Origin of the sequence: Gimesia chilikensis (assembly GCF_007744075.1) — a bacterium.
GTDB lineage: Bacteria > Planctomycetota > Planctomycetia > Planctomycetales > Planctomycetaceae > Gimesia > Gimesia chilikensis_A.
On the sequence record NZ_CP036266.1, the window covers coordinates 1,825,090 to 1,842,105 of the forward strand.

A 17,016-nucleotide genomic window follows, 5' to 3' on the forward strand; every position below is an offset into this window, starting at 1 on the left:
TTGTTTGTGGGTCGAATAAAACTGTTCAGTAATAGAGGTGCATGATGGCGAAGAAAAAATCGAAATTACAACAGCTGGACTATAAGCAAAGCGGCAGTAAAAAGTCCCGGTCTGACAAAAAAGAACGGGTGATCGAAATGACTCAGGAGGATATTTCTGAGGCAGAAGCGCATCGTCAAGCGGGAGGATCGGATATCTGTTTCGCAACTCAAGAAGCAGAAGAATTCGAGGCACAACCCGAGTATTTTAAGGTTCGTGAAAAACTTCAGGATCAACTCTATGCATTGAGTTGTGATATTAATCCGATAACTAATGAACTAGAATGTGAAAAATCGAATAACCATGACTCCGAGAGTGCGAATTCACAGGGGGGAGGGGTCGATCCTTGGGGAAATCCATATCTAAATGCACAGTCTTTTATGGGGGTTGCCAGTGCCGGTATTGATCCTTTTGGGAACCTTTATGGGTCTTACTTAAAAGATGATGCGGATGAAGAGATAGTGGGGCTGGATCCACGAAATTATGGAGAGCGTGTATTGGGTACGGCCATCGGTTACCGGACGCGACATGGTGTTCCCACAGGGGAAGTCGCGCTGAAAGTTTATATCGACCGTAAAGCGATGCGCGCCAGTTCCCTGACTTCAAAGAGAGTTCCTGCCGAAATGGAAGGTATACCTGTTGATGTGGAAGAGGTCGGGGGGGACATTGTCCCGATGGCGGGATTTCAGCAAATGTATCCCCGGCCGGTGCCCTGCGGTGTCTCAATCTGCAATTTCGACGCTGACAGTCGCGCTAACCAGCGGTCGTCAGGAACTTTGGGATGCCTGGTTGAATTGGAGGATGGTCGCCTGTGTGCGCTTTCCAATCATCATGTATTGTCTCCCGCCGGCAAAGCACAAGAAGGGGATCGGGTCATTCAGCCTGGTTCACTCGACGGGGGGATGGGGAATCAGATAATCGGGCTGTATACTGATTTTCGTGATGGCAGGCCTGCCTTTTCGGCGGGGGGAAGCGGCGCACACAAGGTTGATGCCGCTGTGGCGTTTACCAATTTTGATCTGGTGAAACCCAAGCATGTTAATTTCGAAGTCAACCCTGAACCGCTCATGCCACAGCTCGGGATGACGGTGATTAAGAATGGTCGTACCACCGGAGCGACAATGGGGGTCATTACCGCAATTGGCTTACGGACGAGTATCATGTACCCCGGCTCGGGGCGGGTCTCTTTCACCGGGCAGATCATGATTCAGGGACTGGGTAATAATGCTTTCAGTATGGCCGGGGATTCGGGATCACTGATCTGCTGTGCTATGACGAAGCGTCCGGTTGCCTTGCTATTCGCCGGGTCGCTGGCAAATTCTTATACGTTAGCCAATCCGATTCAGGCTGTAATGCAGGAAGTTGGCATCAAACGATTTGTGTCTTCATGATACAAGTCACCGACTGAATAGTATGATTTGATAAGCGAGAAAGAGTCTGTCCTGATTGGGCAGACTCTTTTTTTAGAGATGAGGCTATCTCAATGGTGGTTGTCAATGGATCACATGTTGACGATCCGTTTAAGAGAGAGATATAATTTCGAAAATGTCATTTATCAGCAGGTGAAAAAATGAAAAAGTGTTCTCAAACGGAGTTGCTTGAAATTCTTGAGAAGAAAGAAGACTGGTTACACTCAATTCCCGGTGTTACTCAGTCGGCAGTCGGCTTAAATCCCGCGGGAGAAGTTTGCCTCCGGATCTTTGTTGATCAGGTTTCTGAAGCAGACAAGCAGAAAATTGTCGATAAATTTTCTGAGGTTCCCATTTCCTGGGAAGAGGGGATGGAGATGCGTCCGTACTCGGAATGAATCGATCTGGTTTATTTCTTTCTGGATATGCCTCAGCCAATGATATCTTTCCGGTGGGAAACGTAGTCCCAGACGACGTAGCGGTCGAGGTCGCGGCCGGCGGTGAAGAAGACGCGGCCCTGGGTGGCTTCGGCCAGGCGGTGGGCGAACTGGATGTCTTCGCTGGACTGGGACCAGCTGGGAATCAGGAAAATGTTGATTGTGATTCCCTCGCGATGGCAGAGGTAGGCTTCCCGCATGGTGGCTGATTCGGTCTGCGGATCAGGTGGATAGAGCAGGTAAAGTTGTTCCCCTTCGAAGTGTGCGGTGGGCAGGCCGTCGGTGATCAGAATGATCTGTTTGTTGGGCGTGTCCTGTAATGCCAGGAAGTTCCGCGAGAGCTGCAGCCCGTGCTGGATGTTGGTGAAGTGCGGCGGGATGATTGACTCGCTGATCTTCTCGTCGCTCATGTCGACCTTCAGACGGACGACGGGATCGAAAATCGTGACCGGTTTGGGCATCATCTCAGCGATTTCACCGACCGTGCGCGGCTTGGCAAACGTGTACATCTCGATGAATTGCAGATAGTCGCCGGGGAATTCGCCATGGATCAATGCTTCGAGTGCCAGTCCCATCTGCTTGACGTTCACGTACTGGCCTTCGTAACGCATAGAGCCGCTCATGTCCATGAGCACGGTGGTGGCGCACTTGGGTGTATTGCGTGTCTTGTGGATGACCAGATCGTCTGATTTCAGGCGGATCGGCAGCCCCGGTCCGTCTCTGAGAATGGCATTGGTGAAGGACTGGGTGATATCCATGTTTGAGACCGAATCACCAAATTCGTAGGGTTTGGTGCTGGGCATTTCCACTGCACCTTCGCCAACCACAGGACCCGTATGGCGGCCGGTACGAGAGGCCTGCAGATCGCTGAAGATTCGTTCCAGAATACGGCTTTGAAACAGGCGGTAAGCTTTGGGGGTCAGGCGGAACTGGCCTTTTGAGAATTCCAGTCCCTGTTGATCAGCCATCTCACGCAGCATGTCGCGAACCTGTTTCTGGATGGCTTCCAGCGTTTCCATATCGCCGGGTTGTGTGAATTCGGAGAGGGCCTCCATGTCGATGATCGCGATCTGGGCCGTCTCGCGGGCTTCTTCCAGCTGTTTCAGTAATTCATCGATCTTTTCGAGTTCAGCTTTGATCTCGAGGGCTTCCGGAATTGTCAGCGAGGTTCGTCCGGTGAAATGGTAGTTGGCGGCGAGTTCATCGATTTCGTACTTGTCGCCCAGGCGGTCCACCAGTTGGACCAGTCCTTTGGAGAACGGGCTCTGGTCGTCATTGATTCGGTACCAGAGTCGTTCCAGATCGTAGATCTGTTCTTCCCGGACCGCCTGTCGATAATAGTCTTTGTACTTCCGCGGCGGTTGGATCTGTTTCGCGTAATCGTGATAACTGCGGCGGGCTTTCTTACGGACGCCGTCGGTCTCATAGGTTGCGAGGATTTTACGTTTCCGCTCCTCCAGCATGGCCAGCAGGGCATCAAGACTCGGTCCAAGGCCGGCAATCTGGCTGGGGTCGAGGCGAATGGCGCGGGCCAGTTCTTCCTCGGTCAGTTCCCGCATTGATCCATAATACATCATGTGATTCAACGCGGGGGAGACCAGGTCCGGAGGCGGCTGCATCGGATCGGGAATACGTTTGGGATCATACTTCTGATAAGTATGAATAATACCGCCAGTCAGTCGTTTGTCTGTCATAGTCGTGTCTCGATCTCTCTGACGAGAGCCAGGGGATGATCAGGTCTCATAAGTGATGCGGCCATGATCCTGCGAACGCGAAATTTTACTGTTGGCATAGAGTCCTGCGAGAATGAACTCAATACAGGACGCGCGGACGGCTTCATCGCCCGAGGCATTAACCTCAAACGCTTTATCCCAGATCGGGGGAACGCGTTTCAGACGTTCGGCGTACTGGGAAGAGGGAAGCATGTCACCCACTTCGATCTTAATTCCCTGGGAAAAGATCTCACTGATCTCCGCGAGGCCATGTTCGACAATGTATTCCTGAAAGACATCCTGGATGGCCTGGGCGATGATGGAATCGAGTACCTGTCGCTCCGACATCTGGTTGGCGCCCATCAAATCGAGCTCCAGTTTCCCCAGTGAGGACGAGTAGAGGTGCCCCAGATCACTGATGCGGGGGACAGCCGGTTTTTCATTGAGCACCGCACCCCGGCGGCGGGCTGAAGCGACCATCATCCGATAGTTGGCAATACTGAAGCGGGCACTCACGCCGGAATCGTGGTCGACGTATTTTGAGGCGCGGGCAGCGATGGAGATCTGTTCGATAATCTCACGCATGAAGTAGGGAATGACCACGGGGACATCCCCTTCGAGATCGACGTTGGCTTCCTGCTCCATGATTTCGATTCCCAGGCTGCGTTCCCGGGGATAATGCGTATGAACAACTGAGCCGATACGGTCCTTCAACTGGGGAATAACTTTCCCACTGCGGTTGAAGGTCGAGGGGTTGGAGGAGAACAGAATCAGCATGTCGAGGTCGAAGCGGATGGGATAGCCGCGGATCTGCACATCCCGTTCTTCGAGGATGTTAAACAGGCCGACCTGGACCAGTTCATCGAGTTCAGGTAGTTCGTTCATGGCAAAAATGCCCCGGTGCATGCGGGGGATCAGGCCGAAGTGCAGCGCACTTTCTGCTGACATGCTTTCACCGTGTGCCAGTTTGGCGGGATCAATTTCGCCGATCACGTCAGCAAACTTGGTTCCCGGTGCCAGACGTTCCGCGTAACGGTCTTCACGTGACCACCAGGCAATGGGCACATCGTGGTCCGGGGTGTTCGCCAGAAATTTGCGTCCGATACTGGTGATGGGTTGATAGGGATCGTCGTGCACAGGTGACTCAGGCAGATCGAGATAGGGGATCTCTGGGTCCAGAAACCGGACCAGTTGTCGCATGATGCGGCTTTTGGCCTGTCCTTTTTCGCCCAGAAAGAGCATGTCGTGCTCAGAGAGCAGGGCGAGGACGATGTCGGGGATGACTGTATCATCATAGCCGACAATGCCGGGGAACAGTTCATCCCCCTGTTGCAGGACCTGCATCAGATTGTCGTAAATTTCGCGTTTAACTGTCTTGCTTTGCCAGCCGCTTTCGCGGAGTTCCGCCAGATTGGTGGGACGACTCATGTAGAAATCTCATTATGTTTTGAGGCTGAATGCGGTTTGAGGGATGCGCTGCTTTGATGTTAGTGAGTTTTGAAATCAGCCTGGTGTATTGGCAATGAACTGGCCGTTTCAAGCTCACACTCAATCATAGACAAAATTAGCGTTCAGACTATGGTGTGTTTGTTCACTTTTGCAGTTTCCGGGTAAGACAATGCATTCTTGTCAAAATTCTCCCGACAGGGCTGCGTTTTCAATCGGGGTCAGCGAGGCAATAATCCGGGCAACGGTTCCCTGTCCTCGTGTGGACTCGAGACGGAATTTTCCGTTGATGAGTGAGAGTCGGAATTCAATATTGCTCAGGCCGATGCCGCTGGCATCGGAAATCTGGTGATCGAGTTGTTCTGTATCGAAACCCACACCCTGATCGGAAACGACAATCTCAATTTTGTTTTCGGGTAGCAGGCTCATGCAGACACGCGCTTCGGTGGTTTCCGAATGCTTGACGACGTTAAACAGCAGTTCGCGAATGCATTCATATAAGGCGACTTTGATTGTATCGTGTTGTGGTTCCGCCTGGCGGTCGAGATCGAGTGTGACGTTCAGGTTGTAGCGTTCCTGCATGTTGTGTGACAGCCATTCCAGCGCAGTGACCAGGCCTTCTTCGTGCAGAACGACCGGGTTGAGTTCCGCGGTCAGGGAACGTGTGATTTCAATTCCCTGGTTGAGCAGTTCATCGGCGCGGGTCAAAGTCTGGCGGATGAATTCATCAGTAGTGTCATTTTTAGCGATATCCAGGTGGATGCGGACTCCTACAAGAACCTGCTGGAGGTGGTCATGGAGGATGTCTGCCAGTTGTCGTCGTTCCTGCTGGGCTGCGACAGCGACGGCCCGGGTCAGATCGGCTTGTTTCTGTTCCGCCTGTTTCCGTTCACTGATATCCCCAATGATCCCGGCGAAGAGTCCGAACTGGGGCAGGTCTGTAACGGAAATCTCGATGGGGAACAGGCTGCCATCACGTCGTCGTGCCATCAGTTCCCGACGCGAACCAATGATCGAGGCCTGTCCTGTTTCCAGGTAACGGGTGAGATACCGGTCATGCACAGCCCGGATCGCATCGGGAGTGAGCACGCTGACGTTCTGGTTAATGATTTCATGTGCCCGGTAACCGAACATTTTTTCCGCAGCCGGGTTGAATGATTGAATCAGCCCACTGCGATTGATGGTAATGACCGCCTCGAGGGCGGTTTCCACGATCGCTTTGAGTTCGGCTTGTGTCTGCAGGAGTTCGCTGGAAACGCTTTGGTTTTGCAGGATCCGTTTAATCGAGGACCGAAACAGATCCGGATCGATGGGTTTGACGAAATAGTCGGCGACACCGGTGCGAAAGGCGAGAATCATGTTTTCGATGCGGGTCCGGGAAGTGATGACCAGCAATTCGGCTGACGGCGCCAGCTGTTTTAATCGGGGGAGTACCTCTTCGATACTGCCATCAGGCAGGTCGTGTTCCAGAATGATCAGAAAATAATCTGACCACCGGTTACGATCGAAAAGTTGAGCCACTGTCTCTGCAGTCTCAACCGGATAACCGTCTCCTGCAAGAATCTGCAGCAGGCTGTTACGGGATTCAGGATCTGGTTCGACCAGCAGAATCGGTGATCCCTGGGGCTGGAGCGTAACTCCTGCTGACATGCTGGATTCCTGTTTCAAGGGACCTCCTTTTCGGTTTCAAATACTATTCTACGGTAACCGTTCCCCAGATGTGTGTAAAGAATTTGTGAAGAAGTTTGCTGGTGCATTCCACGACCTGGGGGTTTCCCCCAGAGCAGAAAGGTCAGTTTTCCGATTACCGCTGATTACGGAGTTTTGTAATGTACGCTCTACAGGATGTGTTATGCTCTGGCTCGTTTCGTCCTGGCGAGTGGGGAGAACAAGAAAAACAGTCAGCCATCGGGCCTGAACCTGACTGATTTCGCTTTTCTCTGAGAGTCTCAGGCAGGGATGTGAGTAACTAAGGAAATTCGTGCCTTTGTCACACTCTCTTGAGAGGAAAGATATTATGCGAACGACAGGTAGTTGGCCACAGCCGGCTGATTTGAAACAACGGTCACGCTTTCAGGAAAATTCGGAAATAACGGAGCGCGTCGAATACGACCTGAGCGAGATTGCCGGACTGGAGAATCAGCAGATTCAAAAGATGAGTCATCAGGAACTGGAGGGAGTTGTTAGCGCAACACGCTCGATGGTCCTGAATACAAGCTGTCCCAACCGGCTGTCTCATTTTGATCAGTCTACTCTTAAACGTCTGGTTTATCTGGCCCGTTTCTGCTGCCAGAACCAGCGCGCCCGTACTCCATTTTCAGGGAATGAAAGCCATGCTTGTCTTAACACGCAAAAAAAATGAAGAGATTTGTATCAATGATGATATCGTGTTGACTGTGCTGCGGATTCAAGGTGGGAAAGTCAGAATCGGGATTAAATGCCCTGCAAAAATTCCGATTCGCCGCAGTGAAGTGCAGGTGGAAATGCTGGGTGAGGATGAATGTCTGTTAGAGGAACCCCTGATGACGGCAGAGCACCTGGTCGTTTGAAGTCCGGAACGGCTGTTGGTTCAGGTCTGTGTAGCTTACGCAATACCGCTGAAGATGCGGGCGGATCATTCAATGCCTGCGATCAGGGCTTGTAAACGATCATGTTGCCTGAATCACAATTTAATAAGCCACGTAATATTCAGGTGAAACCCAAATCGCTGAAGCGAATCCATAATACTTTTCAGGACTCAATCGACATACTAAGGAGGGCGGCGTGAAACTGCAGGGAGAAATAAAAACAGAATTGTTTTCCAATTCGGATCATCAACTCGTGGCACAGGTGAAACGTGTTCTGCAGTCTTCGGGCTATGCTCCCCTGGCTAAAGTCAGGGTGTTTGCTGAGGAAGGGAAAGTCTGTCTGGAAGGAGAAGTCCCAACCTATTTCATGAAACAGCTGGCCCAGACACGTGTACTGCCGATTGAGGGCGTCAGGCGACTGACGAATGAACTCAATGTGGACCGCCAGTACCACCATTTTACCTGAACAATCTCAGCGGAGCCTCTGTCTACTCCGCCAGGCAGACATCAGTCACGTTGCAAGCTCCTGACTTCACCCTGGAATTTGTAGCGTGACTGTTTTCATTTCATGTGAGACCCTGGCGCATCTCTCCGCAGGGCCTCTGGTCAGAGCTGCAGAAGATCAAACAGGGGTGCCTGAGTGAGCGAGAGTAGAAACAGGAATCGCTGCTCTTTGTCGGCCTGTTCAATTTCCAGTGAATTGCGTACGGCAGGCCCCTGTTCAACAGGTAGCAGAGCCGCTTTCCAGTCGACTTTGCCGGGTTCATAATGGAAGAGATTTTCGTATCCCAGTTCGCCGAGTCGTTGCAGAGCCTGAGTGGCGATCGGACATTCAAAGTTCATTCCATAAATGACGATGGTTTGTGATTTGTCCGGGCAGAGTGCAGATACTTCACTGTCAAAACGATGGTCGAACGGGGCATTGATGGCCCCTCTGATGTGATATTCCTTGTATGAATTTTGGGGTAGTACATCCAGAAGCAGCAAGCTGGGGCAAGATGCCAGTAGTTGCTGAAGATCATTTCTACCAATTGTGGTCATGGCCTGCATTCTTTACTCTTGAAAACTCTTTTGGCGGTTGAGTTCATGCTGAGATGGCAAAACGCTCGGACTCGAAGTTATCTTCGGACTGTGAGTATTTTAATCCAGGTCCGGGATGTCCTGCTATCAGGCAATCAGGGGTATAGGTCTGGGGGGAACTTCCGACGCTGCCATCAGGAATTACCCCAGGCAGATTTTCAGGGAGTCTGCGACAACAAGGGGAAGTGAAATTAAAGACGCCTGTGCCTGAGAGTAAGTCTCCCTGTCGCGGAAGAACTATTTCTTTTCCAGGACCCATTGAATCGCATTGCGGATCAATTCCGTCGCATTATCGAGGTTCAGCTTGTGTTTGATGTTTTCCCGATAGGTTTCAACGGTTTTGGGACTCAGGTTCAGCTTTTCGGCGATCTGGCGTGTCGTCTCTCCCAAGCCGATCTGTTCGAATACTTCCAGTTCGCGATCGGAGAGCGTTTCAATGGGAGACTCTTCGCTGTAATTCACTGATCCAATGGAACGGCAGATCATGCGTTCTGTAATTTCGGAGCTGAGAAAAACTTTTCCCGAGAGTACCCGATGGATGGCGGTGACCAGTTGCTCGGGGGCTTGCTGCTTATTGACAAAGCCCAGAGCGCCGGCTCGAATACAGCGTTCGGCAAACAGGTTTTCATCGTGCATGGAGACGGCGAGCATTTTGATCTGCTTGAACTGGGCCTTGATGTCTTTAATCAGCTCCAGTCCACTGCCATCTTTCAGAGAGATGTCAACAATTACCAGATCGGGCGGATCGTTCATGATCTGATTCAGGGCGACGGATTTACTGTCAGCTTCAGCACAGACCTGCAGATTGTCTTCACGTTCGATCAATCGGGAATAGCCTTCCCTGACAATCGGATGATCGTCCACAATCATGATCCGGGTTTTAGACTGAGTCGTATTTTCCATTCAGAGGCCCCTGATTCCCAGTTGGCTGACCAGAAAACCGTCTGCGACTGGTTGCGGAACCGTTCGTTTTCAATTCAGACGATCTGGTGTCAGACTAGAATTATACAATCCCGAAAACTGCTTCGATAGATCATCTCTGGTTTCTATCCTGTGATTTCGTTGTCTGTTAAAATGACCGATACGACGTGACTGTACAGGTTTCTGCTGAAAGGCGCATTCCTGTCAGCCACTGTGTGCTGATCTCATCACTGATTACATACCCAGGGAGACTCGCCTTGAATCGCGCCGCATTTACTGTCTGGTCCTGTTTATGGATTGTCTGTTTCTCCGTCAGTAATGCGGTCGCAGAACCGCCCGGATCGGCTGCGAGTCTCCTGCAGCCTTTTGTTGAGCGCGAAGAACTGGCAGGGGCGGTTGCACTGGTCGCAGGTCGGGATGAAATTCTTTCGACAGAGACCGTAGGCTATGCCGACATTGCGAAACAGAAAAAAATGCCGCCTGATGCGATGTTCTGGATCGCTTCCCAGACGAAAGGCATGACTGCGGCCGCGGTCATGATGCTGGTGGATGAAGGGAAGATTTCGCTGGATGATCCGGTCGAAAAATATCTGCCTGAATTCCGGAGTCAGATGGTGCTGGTGGAAGAGGACGAACATCACAGGTTACTCAAAAAGCCGACTCACCCCATCACGATTCGTGAAGTGTTGAGTCATATGAGTGGTTTACCATTTAAATCTGCCGTTGAAGTTCCAGCGTTGGATGCTCTTCCACTGGAGACTGCAGTTCGGAGTTATGCTATCACACCGCTGCAGACCCAGCCGGGGACGCATTACCAGTATTCGAATGCCGGTATTAATACTGCGGCACGAATCATCGAAGTGGTTACCGGCGCTCCTTACGAGGATTTCATGCAGCAGCGTCTGTTTGATCCACTGGGAATGAAAGACACCACGTTCTGGCCCAGTGAGGAGCAGGTTACGCGGCTGGCGAAATCATACCGGCCCGATGAGTCGAAGCAACACCTGGTCGAATTTCCGCTGACGCAACTGACCTATCCCCTGACCAGTCATAACGGTCGCTTTCCGATGCCAGCCGGGGGACTGTTTTCTACCGCACAGGATACGGCAAAATTCTGTCAGATGCTCCTGGATGAAGGGGAACTGAATGGACGGCGTTACTTGAGTAAAGCTGCCTTTCAGGAACTGACGAGCCGACAGACTCCTGGGACAGTGAAGCAGAGCTATGGACTGGGATTATCTGTGGGGCCCGACTGGTTCGGGCACGGTGGTGCGCACGCAACGAATATGGAAGTACATCCAGAACAGGGGATCGTCATCATCTGGATGGTGCAGCATGGCGGATTTCCCGGAAAGGGAGCCCAGGCCAAAAACAAATTCCGAGACTGGGCACTTCAGCGCTATAGCAAGTGACTCGGTTCGATTCTGTAAACTATCCGACTGAAGAGAAAGCAAGGCTGATGAGTGTCTACCGGGAACTGGGAGTGGAACCGATAATCAATGCCTGTGGCAGTGTGACCCGACTGGGGGGCGCGCCAATGCCCGCAGAGGTGCTTGAGGCGTTTCACCAGGGAGCACAGGAGTGGGTGCCCCTGGAACAACTGCAGGCCGCTGCCTCCAAAAAGATTGCTGCCCAGACCGGAACCGAAGCGGGACTGGTGACCTCCGGTGCCGCGGGCGCTTTGACACTGGGGACCGCGGCGATTCTGGCGGGACACAATCTCAGACGGATAGAGCAACTGCCTCATTGTGATGAGTTTCCTCATGAATTCATCATCGCACGGGAACAGCGCAGTGGCTACGATCATGCGATTCGGGCGGCAGGAGCCCGGCTGGTCGAGGTTGGTTTCAATGAGATCGTTTCGAATGCAGGAGTCCGGCGGACAGAGGCCTGGGAATATGCAGCGGCGATTACAGAGCGGACTGCGGGGATCGTCTATGTGCATGCAGCGGACTCTGCGCCGGGGTTGAGTGAAGTGGTCCAGGTGGTGCACGAGCATGGATTACCCGTGATCGTTGATGCCGCCGGGGAACTGCCGCCTCGAGAGAATCTGCGGGAGATCGCGGCGACTGGAGCCGACCTCGTCGCCTTCAGTGGAGGAAAGGCGATCCGCGGACCACAGTCCACGGGGCTATTGTGTGGTAAACGCAATCTGATCTCTTCCGCTGCTCTACAGATGCTGGACATGGACGATCATTATGAACTCTGGTCGCCAGCGGAAGGGCTGATTGATGCCACCCAACTGAAAGGCCTGCCACGGCATGGGATTGGCAGAGCGCTCAAGGTTTCCAAGGAAGAGATCATCGCAGTCCTGACGGCCCTCGATCTGTTTGCCTCCGGGGCGTACGACGCGCAGAACCTGGAATATCGCAGCTGGTTAGAAAAAGTGGCAGAGGAAGTAGAGATAGCCGATGTCCGTGCTTCGTGTTACCTGGTGATTCCGGAAGACCCACAGCGCTGGCCGATCCTGGAAATTCAGGTGGAGGATAGTGATGCCTTTAAGGTCTGCCGCAAGTTACGCGAAGGAAAACCGCCGATTTACGTCGGACACGCACGTCTGCACGAAGGAATTCTGACGATCAATCCGTTGTGCCTGCAGGCTGAACAGGTCAGCGTTCTGGCCCGGAGACTGTGCGAAGAACTGACATAAGATGCGGGGTAAATTCACTCAGGTCTTCTGGTTCGCATACGGCCAGCGGACTGCTTAGTAGTCGATGGCCAGTTGCGGTGTTTCAATGCGTTTGCCCCCTGCTGCCAGACTATGCATGACGGTGTCCAGAATGCCGGTGGTGAGTAGTGTGCGCTCGACCGGGTAAGCGGGCTGGCCTGTGTGAATCATGTGCTCAATGGCTTTCAACAGGTAGGCGAAGTGCCCGAACGGGGGATCCAGTTCAAGCTTGATCCAGGTGGCCCGCGGCTGGTCCTCACCCTTCAATTTGACGGCGACCGCGTAATGCCGGCTGAGTCGGTTGACCATCGCGACGGTACTTTTTAATCCATCCTGATGTTCCAGGAAGTAGAAGGCACTGTCGTCTTTGAGAATCTCTTCCCACTTGCCTTTCGCGACATTAGGTATCACGGCCAGGGCGGCTTTAAGCATTTCGCGATTCCATTTTCCTGCCTGCTCAGCTTCCCAGATCTGTTTGCCCTGTGCCGTTTCGACTGCGGTGACGCCGGTGGAACCCCGACGATGTTCGATCAGGCACTGCTGTGCTTCCAGGGCGTGAAAGCCGTGTGCTTCGAAATTACCGCGGCCGATCGTCAGTACCGATTCGATTTCGCAATTTTCCGGGAGTGTCAGTGTAGGTTGTCTCCAGGCGACCGGCAGTGAGGAGCCTGCCATCAGGGGAAAGTCCATTTTGCGCGACGTATCAACCATGGCTTTCGCATCCTGCCAGCGGTAACCGAGATGCTTGTCGTTGTAGACGGGAACGGATTTGCCGAACTTTTGAAATGTGGCGGTGATTTCGTCGAAGAACTGCTTACGGGGATACATGTGCTGTCTGGTGATTGGCGTAAACGGATACTTGCCATGCTCACCGATACTTAAGACCCCCGCTACCTGCACCTGCTGTGTACCCAGCGTGATTGCTTCCTCGATTGTGTCTGTGATGGGAAATCCATATTTCCGTGACAGGCCGCGACTCATGTTTCGCTGGGGAACCTGATCGGTATAAAGGGCCGCCAGTTTCAAATCGGGGCCCGGACCTCCCTGTTGTTGGAATCCTTCCAGAATTTTGCCTACCAGGACATCGGCATGTGAGTTAGGCGTGTACTCAGTCACGATGGCTGCCACTGGCAGTTTCTCACGTGATTTCGTTTCGGCAGCGAAGGTATTGCCTGAGAGGAGCAGGGGGAGTGATGTTGCTGATGCCTGTTGCAGCCAGTCACGGCGATTCATGAGAGTCATGGCAGACTTCCTGAAATCTGGTTGGCAGAGGACGGATCACTCTGAGGCGGAGTGATGGGAATGGATCAAGGATGGTTTATGTTAACTATGGCGGATTCACTACAGGTATGCAAGGTCAGTCGAGAAATCCCGACGCCTGATGTTTTATGGTCTGACGTTTCTAGAACAAAAGTGTCTGGTATTGTATCGCGACTCTCGATCACCGGCTTCTGGTAAAATATCCCCGGGTTTTCGTTTCGAGTGCAGAGTGCTAAAATAGCAGTATGAACAGTCAAAAAATGATCCAGAGTCTGGAAGAGCTTGAATTTGATAACCAGTTTACACGTGCGCTGCCCGCGGACCCTGAGGCGAAGAATTTTCGCAGGCAGGTGAGCGAGGCCTGTTATTCGCGAGTGTCGCCCACCAGTGTGCGGGAGCCGCAGCTTGTCGCTTATTCGCGAGAGATGGCCGAGGTCCTGGGACTTTCATCGGAAGCGGTCGAGTCACCGGAGTTTGCTCAGGTCTTTGCCGGGAATCAGCTGCTGAAAGGGATGGACCCGTTTGCCATGTGTTACGGCGGGCATCAGTTCGGTAACTGGGCCGGTCAGCTGGGGGATGGACGAGCCATCAACCTGGGTGAAGTGGTCAACCCACGAGGGGAGCACTGGACGCTGCAACTGAAAGGAGCGGGCCCGACTCCCTATTCCCGCATGGCAGATGGGCTGGCGGTGCTGAGGTCATCGGTGCGCGAGTTTCTGTGCAGTGAAGCCATGCATCACCTCGGAGTGCCTACCACGCGGGCGCTCAGCCTGGTACTTACTGGTGAAGAGGTACAGCGGGACATGTTTTATGACGGCAATCCCCAGATGGAGCCCGGGGCGGTGGTCTGTCGCGTCGCACCATCCTTTCTACGGTTCGGCAATTACCAGTTGTTTGCCGCACGAGGCGAAATAGAGACGCTGAAAAAACTGGTGGACTATACGATTCAAACCGATTTCCCCAACCTCGGAGTTCCGGGACGAGATACTTACCTGGCCTGGTTTGAGGAAGTCTGCTGCCGGACCGCGGATATGATCATTCACTGGATGCGCGTCGGTTTCGTGCATGGCGTGATGAACACAGATAACATGTCGGTCCTGGGGTTGACCATCGATTATGGCCCGTATGGCTGGCTCGAAGATTTCGATCCGAACTGGACACCGAATACCACCGATGCTTCAGGTCGGCGCTATCGCTTCGGTAACCAGCCGCAGATTGCACTGTGGAACCTGGTGCAGTTTGCGAATGCACTCTATCCACTGATCGAAGAAGTCGAACCGCTGCAAGAGGCTTTGGATCAATATGCTGACCGCTTCCAGGAGGGCTGGCAGCAGATGATGGTTGAGAAACTCGGGCTGACTTCCTTTCAGGCCGATGAAGATGTGCCGTTGATCGAATCACTGCAGGAAGTCCTGCAACTGGTGGAAACCGACATGACGATCTTCTTTCGCAGACTGGCACTGTTGGAGACTGACGTGGATCAGGACGATGAGACGCTGCTCGCTCCACTTCGGGATGCTTATTATGCTCCCGAGAAGGTAACCGGCGACGTTCAGACGCAAATCTGCGACTGGTTGCGGCGTTATCAGAATCGCCTGCAACAGGATGGGACTGAACCAGCAGAACGCCGTACGCGGATGAATCAGATCAATCCGAAGTATGTGTTACGGAATTATCTCGCACAGCTGGCCATCGATAAAGCCGAGGAAGGAGATTTCTCCCTGGTCAATGAATTACTGGATGTGTTGCGTCATCCGTATGATGAACAGTCCGGTCGCGAACAGTTTGCGGAAAAGCGACCGGAGTGGGCGCGGAATCGTCCCGGCTGTTCGATGCTGTCCTGCAGTTCCTGATCGCTCAGGCGTTTTCGCCTTTCACGACCGGGGGAAGAGTCTCGCCGGCGGGAACGAATTTCATCGAGATGGAATTCACGCAGTGCCGGGTGTTCTTATCGGTCATTCGTTCGCCGAGGAAGACGTGTCCCAGGTGGCCACCGCAGTTATGGCAGACGATCTCGGTACGCATGCCATCGGGGTCGGGGAAGCGATCGACGGCGTCGGGCAGTTCATCATCGAAACTGGGCCAGCCGCAGTGGCTTTGGAATTTATCGGCACTCTGGTAGAGCGGGGCGTTGCAGCGTCGGCAGATGAAGGTGCCTTCCTCTTTGAGATCCGTGTATTCACCCACAAACGGACGTTCCGTCCCCTTGTGCAGAATGACGTATTCTTCTTCGGGAGTCAGTTTATTATATGCTGGTTCAGAAGACATGAGATCCTTCCTGTCTGATGGTCGCTGGTCAAAGTCGTGTCAGCAGAGCGGCGATCGAAATAAAGTGGAATTCATACCGCTCGGGATTGTCTGCCAGTAGTTGTTCAATTCGCTGATATATTTTATCGACGATCTGTTCTGCGACCAACTCTGCAGGCAAGGCTGCCGCCAGCACCGGTTCTGTAAATGCCCGCAGGAAGCCGGTATAACTTTTCGCCCAGGCTTTGCGATCTCCTGAGCGGGCAAATTCATCATTGAACGGGACCGGGGCATTGATGTCGGCGAGGTGTTCTATTCGAAATGCAGACGCCAGCTCCGGAATCTGTTCGATGGGGGCAGCAAGTTCCTGTGTGCTGCGATAGTAGGCCGGGAACAGAAAGTCTTCGTAGAACGTCTGTGGTAACAGATCGGCTTCCACAAAGTCAAGCAGGGCGTCACTCAGCACATCGCAGATCCCGTGACCAGTAGAGTGGTTCTCATTACGTCCAAAGACCTGTACCAGCAGTTTACCACCGGGAACCAGTTCCGCGGCCCGGGCAGAATAAAACTCACACAGATCTTGATGGGCCTGCTGCTGGAAGGGTTGCAATTCCTCAGGAGTGACAGCAACGCCCTCTCGCGGTGCCCGAGGATTGGGTTGCATCGCCAGCACAAAATGGGGGAGTTGCGTTTGCGGCTTATTTTCAAAAAAGCCGATGGCATTGAATGTGGTTGCCACGTGCAGAGTGCGCGGTGGCACCAGCCTGCCGAAAGCCGATCCACCTATGGCTGCGGTATAGACATCGGGGGCGGTAAGTGCGGGGGTCTGATCGGGAAACAGATTCAGGAACAGCTGGTTGAAGTCATTGGTGGGCAGATCATCGAACAGGGCCCAGACAGGTAAGTCGGTGTGTTGACGTAAGGCAGCGACAACCCGGTTCATCGTGTAGATGGCGTTGGCACCTTCCGAGGAGCCCATGTCGAGTACGTTCCAACTGGACTGACTTTCCGTCGGTGCGGGCAGGTCGGCGATCGCTGCTTCCAGCCAGGGGAGAAACGAATCCGAAGCGGAACGCTGTTCGCGAGAGTTGGCATCATAATAGCCGCCCCCTTTCATTCCGGTTGTCGCTGGCATCGGCTGATCTCCTGGCTGAGGGGATGATTGAGAAACTCAGATTGGTCTTTTCAGTTTATCTCAGGCAGAATTCAGAATCCATCACCAGCCGGCCC

At 53.0% G+C, this 17,016-nt stretch carries 15 protein-coding genes; 7 read left to right on the forward strand and 8 right to left on the reverse strand.

Going from position 1 to position 17,016, the window contains the following annotated elements; all coding sequences use genetic code 11:
• Window positions 1–41 precede the first annotated feature (41 nt).
• Both HG66A1_RS06980 and HG66A1_RS06985 read left to right on the forward strand, forming a co-directional pair.
• A complete protein-coding gene (locus HG66A1_RS06980; protein ID WP_145181466.1) occupies window positions 42–1,430 on the forward strand; it encodes a hypothetical protein in 1,389 nt (462 codons plus the stop codon).
• A gap of 179 nt (window positions 1,431–1,609) precedes the next feature.
• The gene (locus HG66A1_RS06985) at window positions 1,610–1,846 is read left to right on the forward strand and encodes a hypothetical protein (protein ID WP_145181467.1); all 237 of its coding nucleotides are present in this window, start codon (window positions 1,610–1,612) and stop codon (window positions 1,844–1,846) included.
• 32 nt (window positions 1,847–1,878) lie between these two features.
• Here HG66A1_RS06985 and HG66A1_RS06990 read toward each other — a convergent pair whose 3' ends face one another.
• The 3 genes from HG66A1_RS06990 to HG66A1_RS07000 form a co-directional block, all read right to left on the reverse strand.
• On the reverse strand, window positions 1,879–3,579 hold the full coding sequence (locus tag HG66A1_RS06990) for a hypothetical protein (RefSeq protein WP_145181468.1): 1,701 nt from the start codon (window positions 3,577–3,579) through the stop codon (window positions 1,879–1,881).
• Between the two features lie 39 nt (window positions 3,580–3,618).
• Window positions 3,619–5,025, reverse strand: a complete 1,407-nt coding sequence (locus tag HG66A1_RS06995) for a magnesium chelatase (RefSeq protein WP_145181469.1) — start codon at window positions 5,023–5,025, stop codon at window positions 3,619–3,621.
• 201 nt (window positions 5,026–5,226) lie between these two features.
• Complete coding sequence (locus tag HG66A1_RS07000; protein WP_145181470.1) at window positions 5,227–6,693, reverse strand: PAS domain S-box protein; 1,467 nt, start codon at window positions 6,691–6,693, stop codon at window positions 5,227–5,229.
• A 683-nt stretch (window positions 6,694–7,376) separates the two neighbouring features.
• On the opposite strand from HG66A1_RS07000, the gene HG66A1_RS07005 reads away from it, so the two are divergent.
• Both HG66A1_RS07005 and HG66A1_RS07010 read left to right on the forward strand, forming a co-directional pair.
• Window positions 7,377–7,592 carry a carbon storage regulator gene (locus HG66A1_RS07005; RefSeq protein WP_145181471.1) on the forward strand — a complete coding sequence of 72 codons (216 nt, stop codon included), beginning with the start codon at window positions 7,377–7,379 and terminating at the stop codon, window positions 7,590–7,592.
• Window positions 7,593–7,806: 214 nt separating this feature from the next.
• Window positions 7,807–8,076 (forward strand): BON domain-containing protein, encoded by a 270-nt coding sequence (locus HG66A1_RS07010; RefSeq protein WP_145181472.1) that lies wholly within the window; start codon window positions 7,807–7,809, stop codon window positions 8,074–8,076.
• 140 nt (window positions 8,077–8,216) lie between these two features.
• Here the strand turns inward: HG66A1_RS07010 and HG66A1_RS07015 are convergent, their stop codons facing one another.
• Both HG66A1_RS07015 and HG66A1_RS07020 read right to left on the reverse strand, forming a co-directional pair.
• A complete protein-coding gene (locus tag HG66A1_RS07015; RefSeq protein WP_197997015.1) occupies window positions 8,217–8,651 on the reverse strand; it encodes a rhodanese-like domain-containing protein in 435 nt (144 codons plus the stop codon).
• A 276-nt stretch (window positions 8,652–8,927) separates the two neighbouring features.
• Window positions 8,928–9,593: a response regulator transcription factor gene (locus tag HG66A1_RS07020; RefSeq protein WP_145181474.1), complete on the reverse strand. Its 666-nt coding sequence runs from the start codon at window positions 9,591–9,593 to the stop codon at window positions 8,928–8,930.
• A 275-nt stretch (window positions 9,594–9,868) separates the two neighbouring features.
• Here HG66A1_RS07020 and HG66A1_RS07025 point away from each other — a divergent pair, with 275 nt between their 5' ends.
• The gene (locus HG66A1_RS07025; RefSeq protein WP_197997016.1) at window positions 9,869–11,023 is read left to right on the forward strand and encodes a serine hydrolase domain-containing protein; all 1,155 of its coding nucleotides are present in this window, start codon (window positions 9,869–9,871) and stop codon (window positions 11,021–11,023) included.
• Window positions 11,024–11,070: 47 nt separating this feature from the next.
• On the forward strand, window positions 11,071–12,261 hold the full coding sequence (locus tag HG66A1_RS07030) for an aminotransferase class V-fold PLP-dependent enzyme (protein ID WP_145181476.1): 1,191 nt from the start codon (window positions 11,071–11,073) through the stop codon (window positions 12,259–12,261).
• A gap of 54 nt (window positions 12,262–12,315) precedes the next feature.
• On the opposite strand, the gene HG66A1_RS07035 is transcribed toward HG66A1_RS07030, so the two are convergent.
• Window positions 12,316–13,521, reverse strand: a complete 1,206-nt coding sequence (locus tag HG66A1_RS07035; RefSeq protein WP_145181477.1) for a hypothetical protein — start codon at window positions 13,519–13,521, stop codon at window positions 12,316–12,318.
• A 263-nt stretch (window positions 13,522–13,784) separates the two neighbouring features.
• On the opposite strand from HG66A1_RS07035, the gene HG66A1_RS07040 reads away from it, so the two are divergent.
• Complete coding sequence (locus tag HG66A1_RS07040; protein WP_145181478.1) at window positions 13,785–15,392, forward strand: protein adenylyltransferase SelO; 1,608 nt, start codon at window positions 13,785–13,787, stop codon at window positions 15,390–15,392.
• A gap of 4 nt (window positions 15,393–15,396) precedes the next feature.
• Here the strand turns inward: HG66A1_RS07040 and HG66A1_RS07045 are convergent, their stop codons facing one another.
• The gene (locus tag HG66A1_RS07045) at window positions 15,397–15,807 is read right to left on the reverse strand and encodes a methionine-R-sulfoxide reductase (protein WP_145181479.1); all 411 of its coding nucleotides are present in this window, start codon (window positions 15,805–15,807) and stop codon (window positions 15,397–15,399) included.
• Between the two features lie 28 nt (window positions 15,808–15,835).
• Window positions 15,836–16,921: a cyclopropane-fatty-acyl-phospholipid synthase gene (locus HG66A1_RS07050; RefSeq protein WP_145181480.1), complete on the reverse strand. Its 1,086-nt coding sequence runs from the start codon at window positions 16,919–16,921 to the stop codon at window positions 15,836–15,838.
• Window positions 16,922–17,016 lie beyond the last annotated feature (95 nt).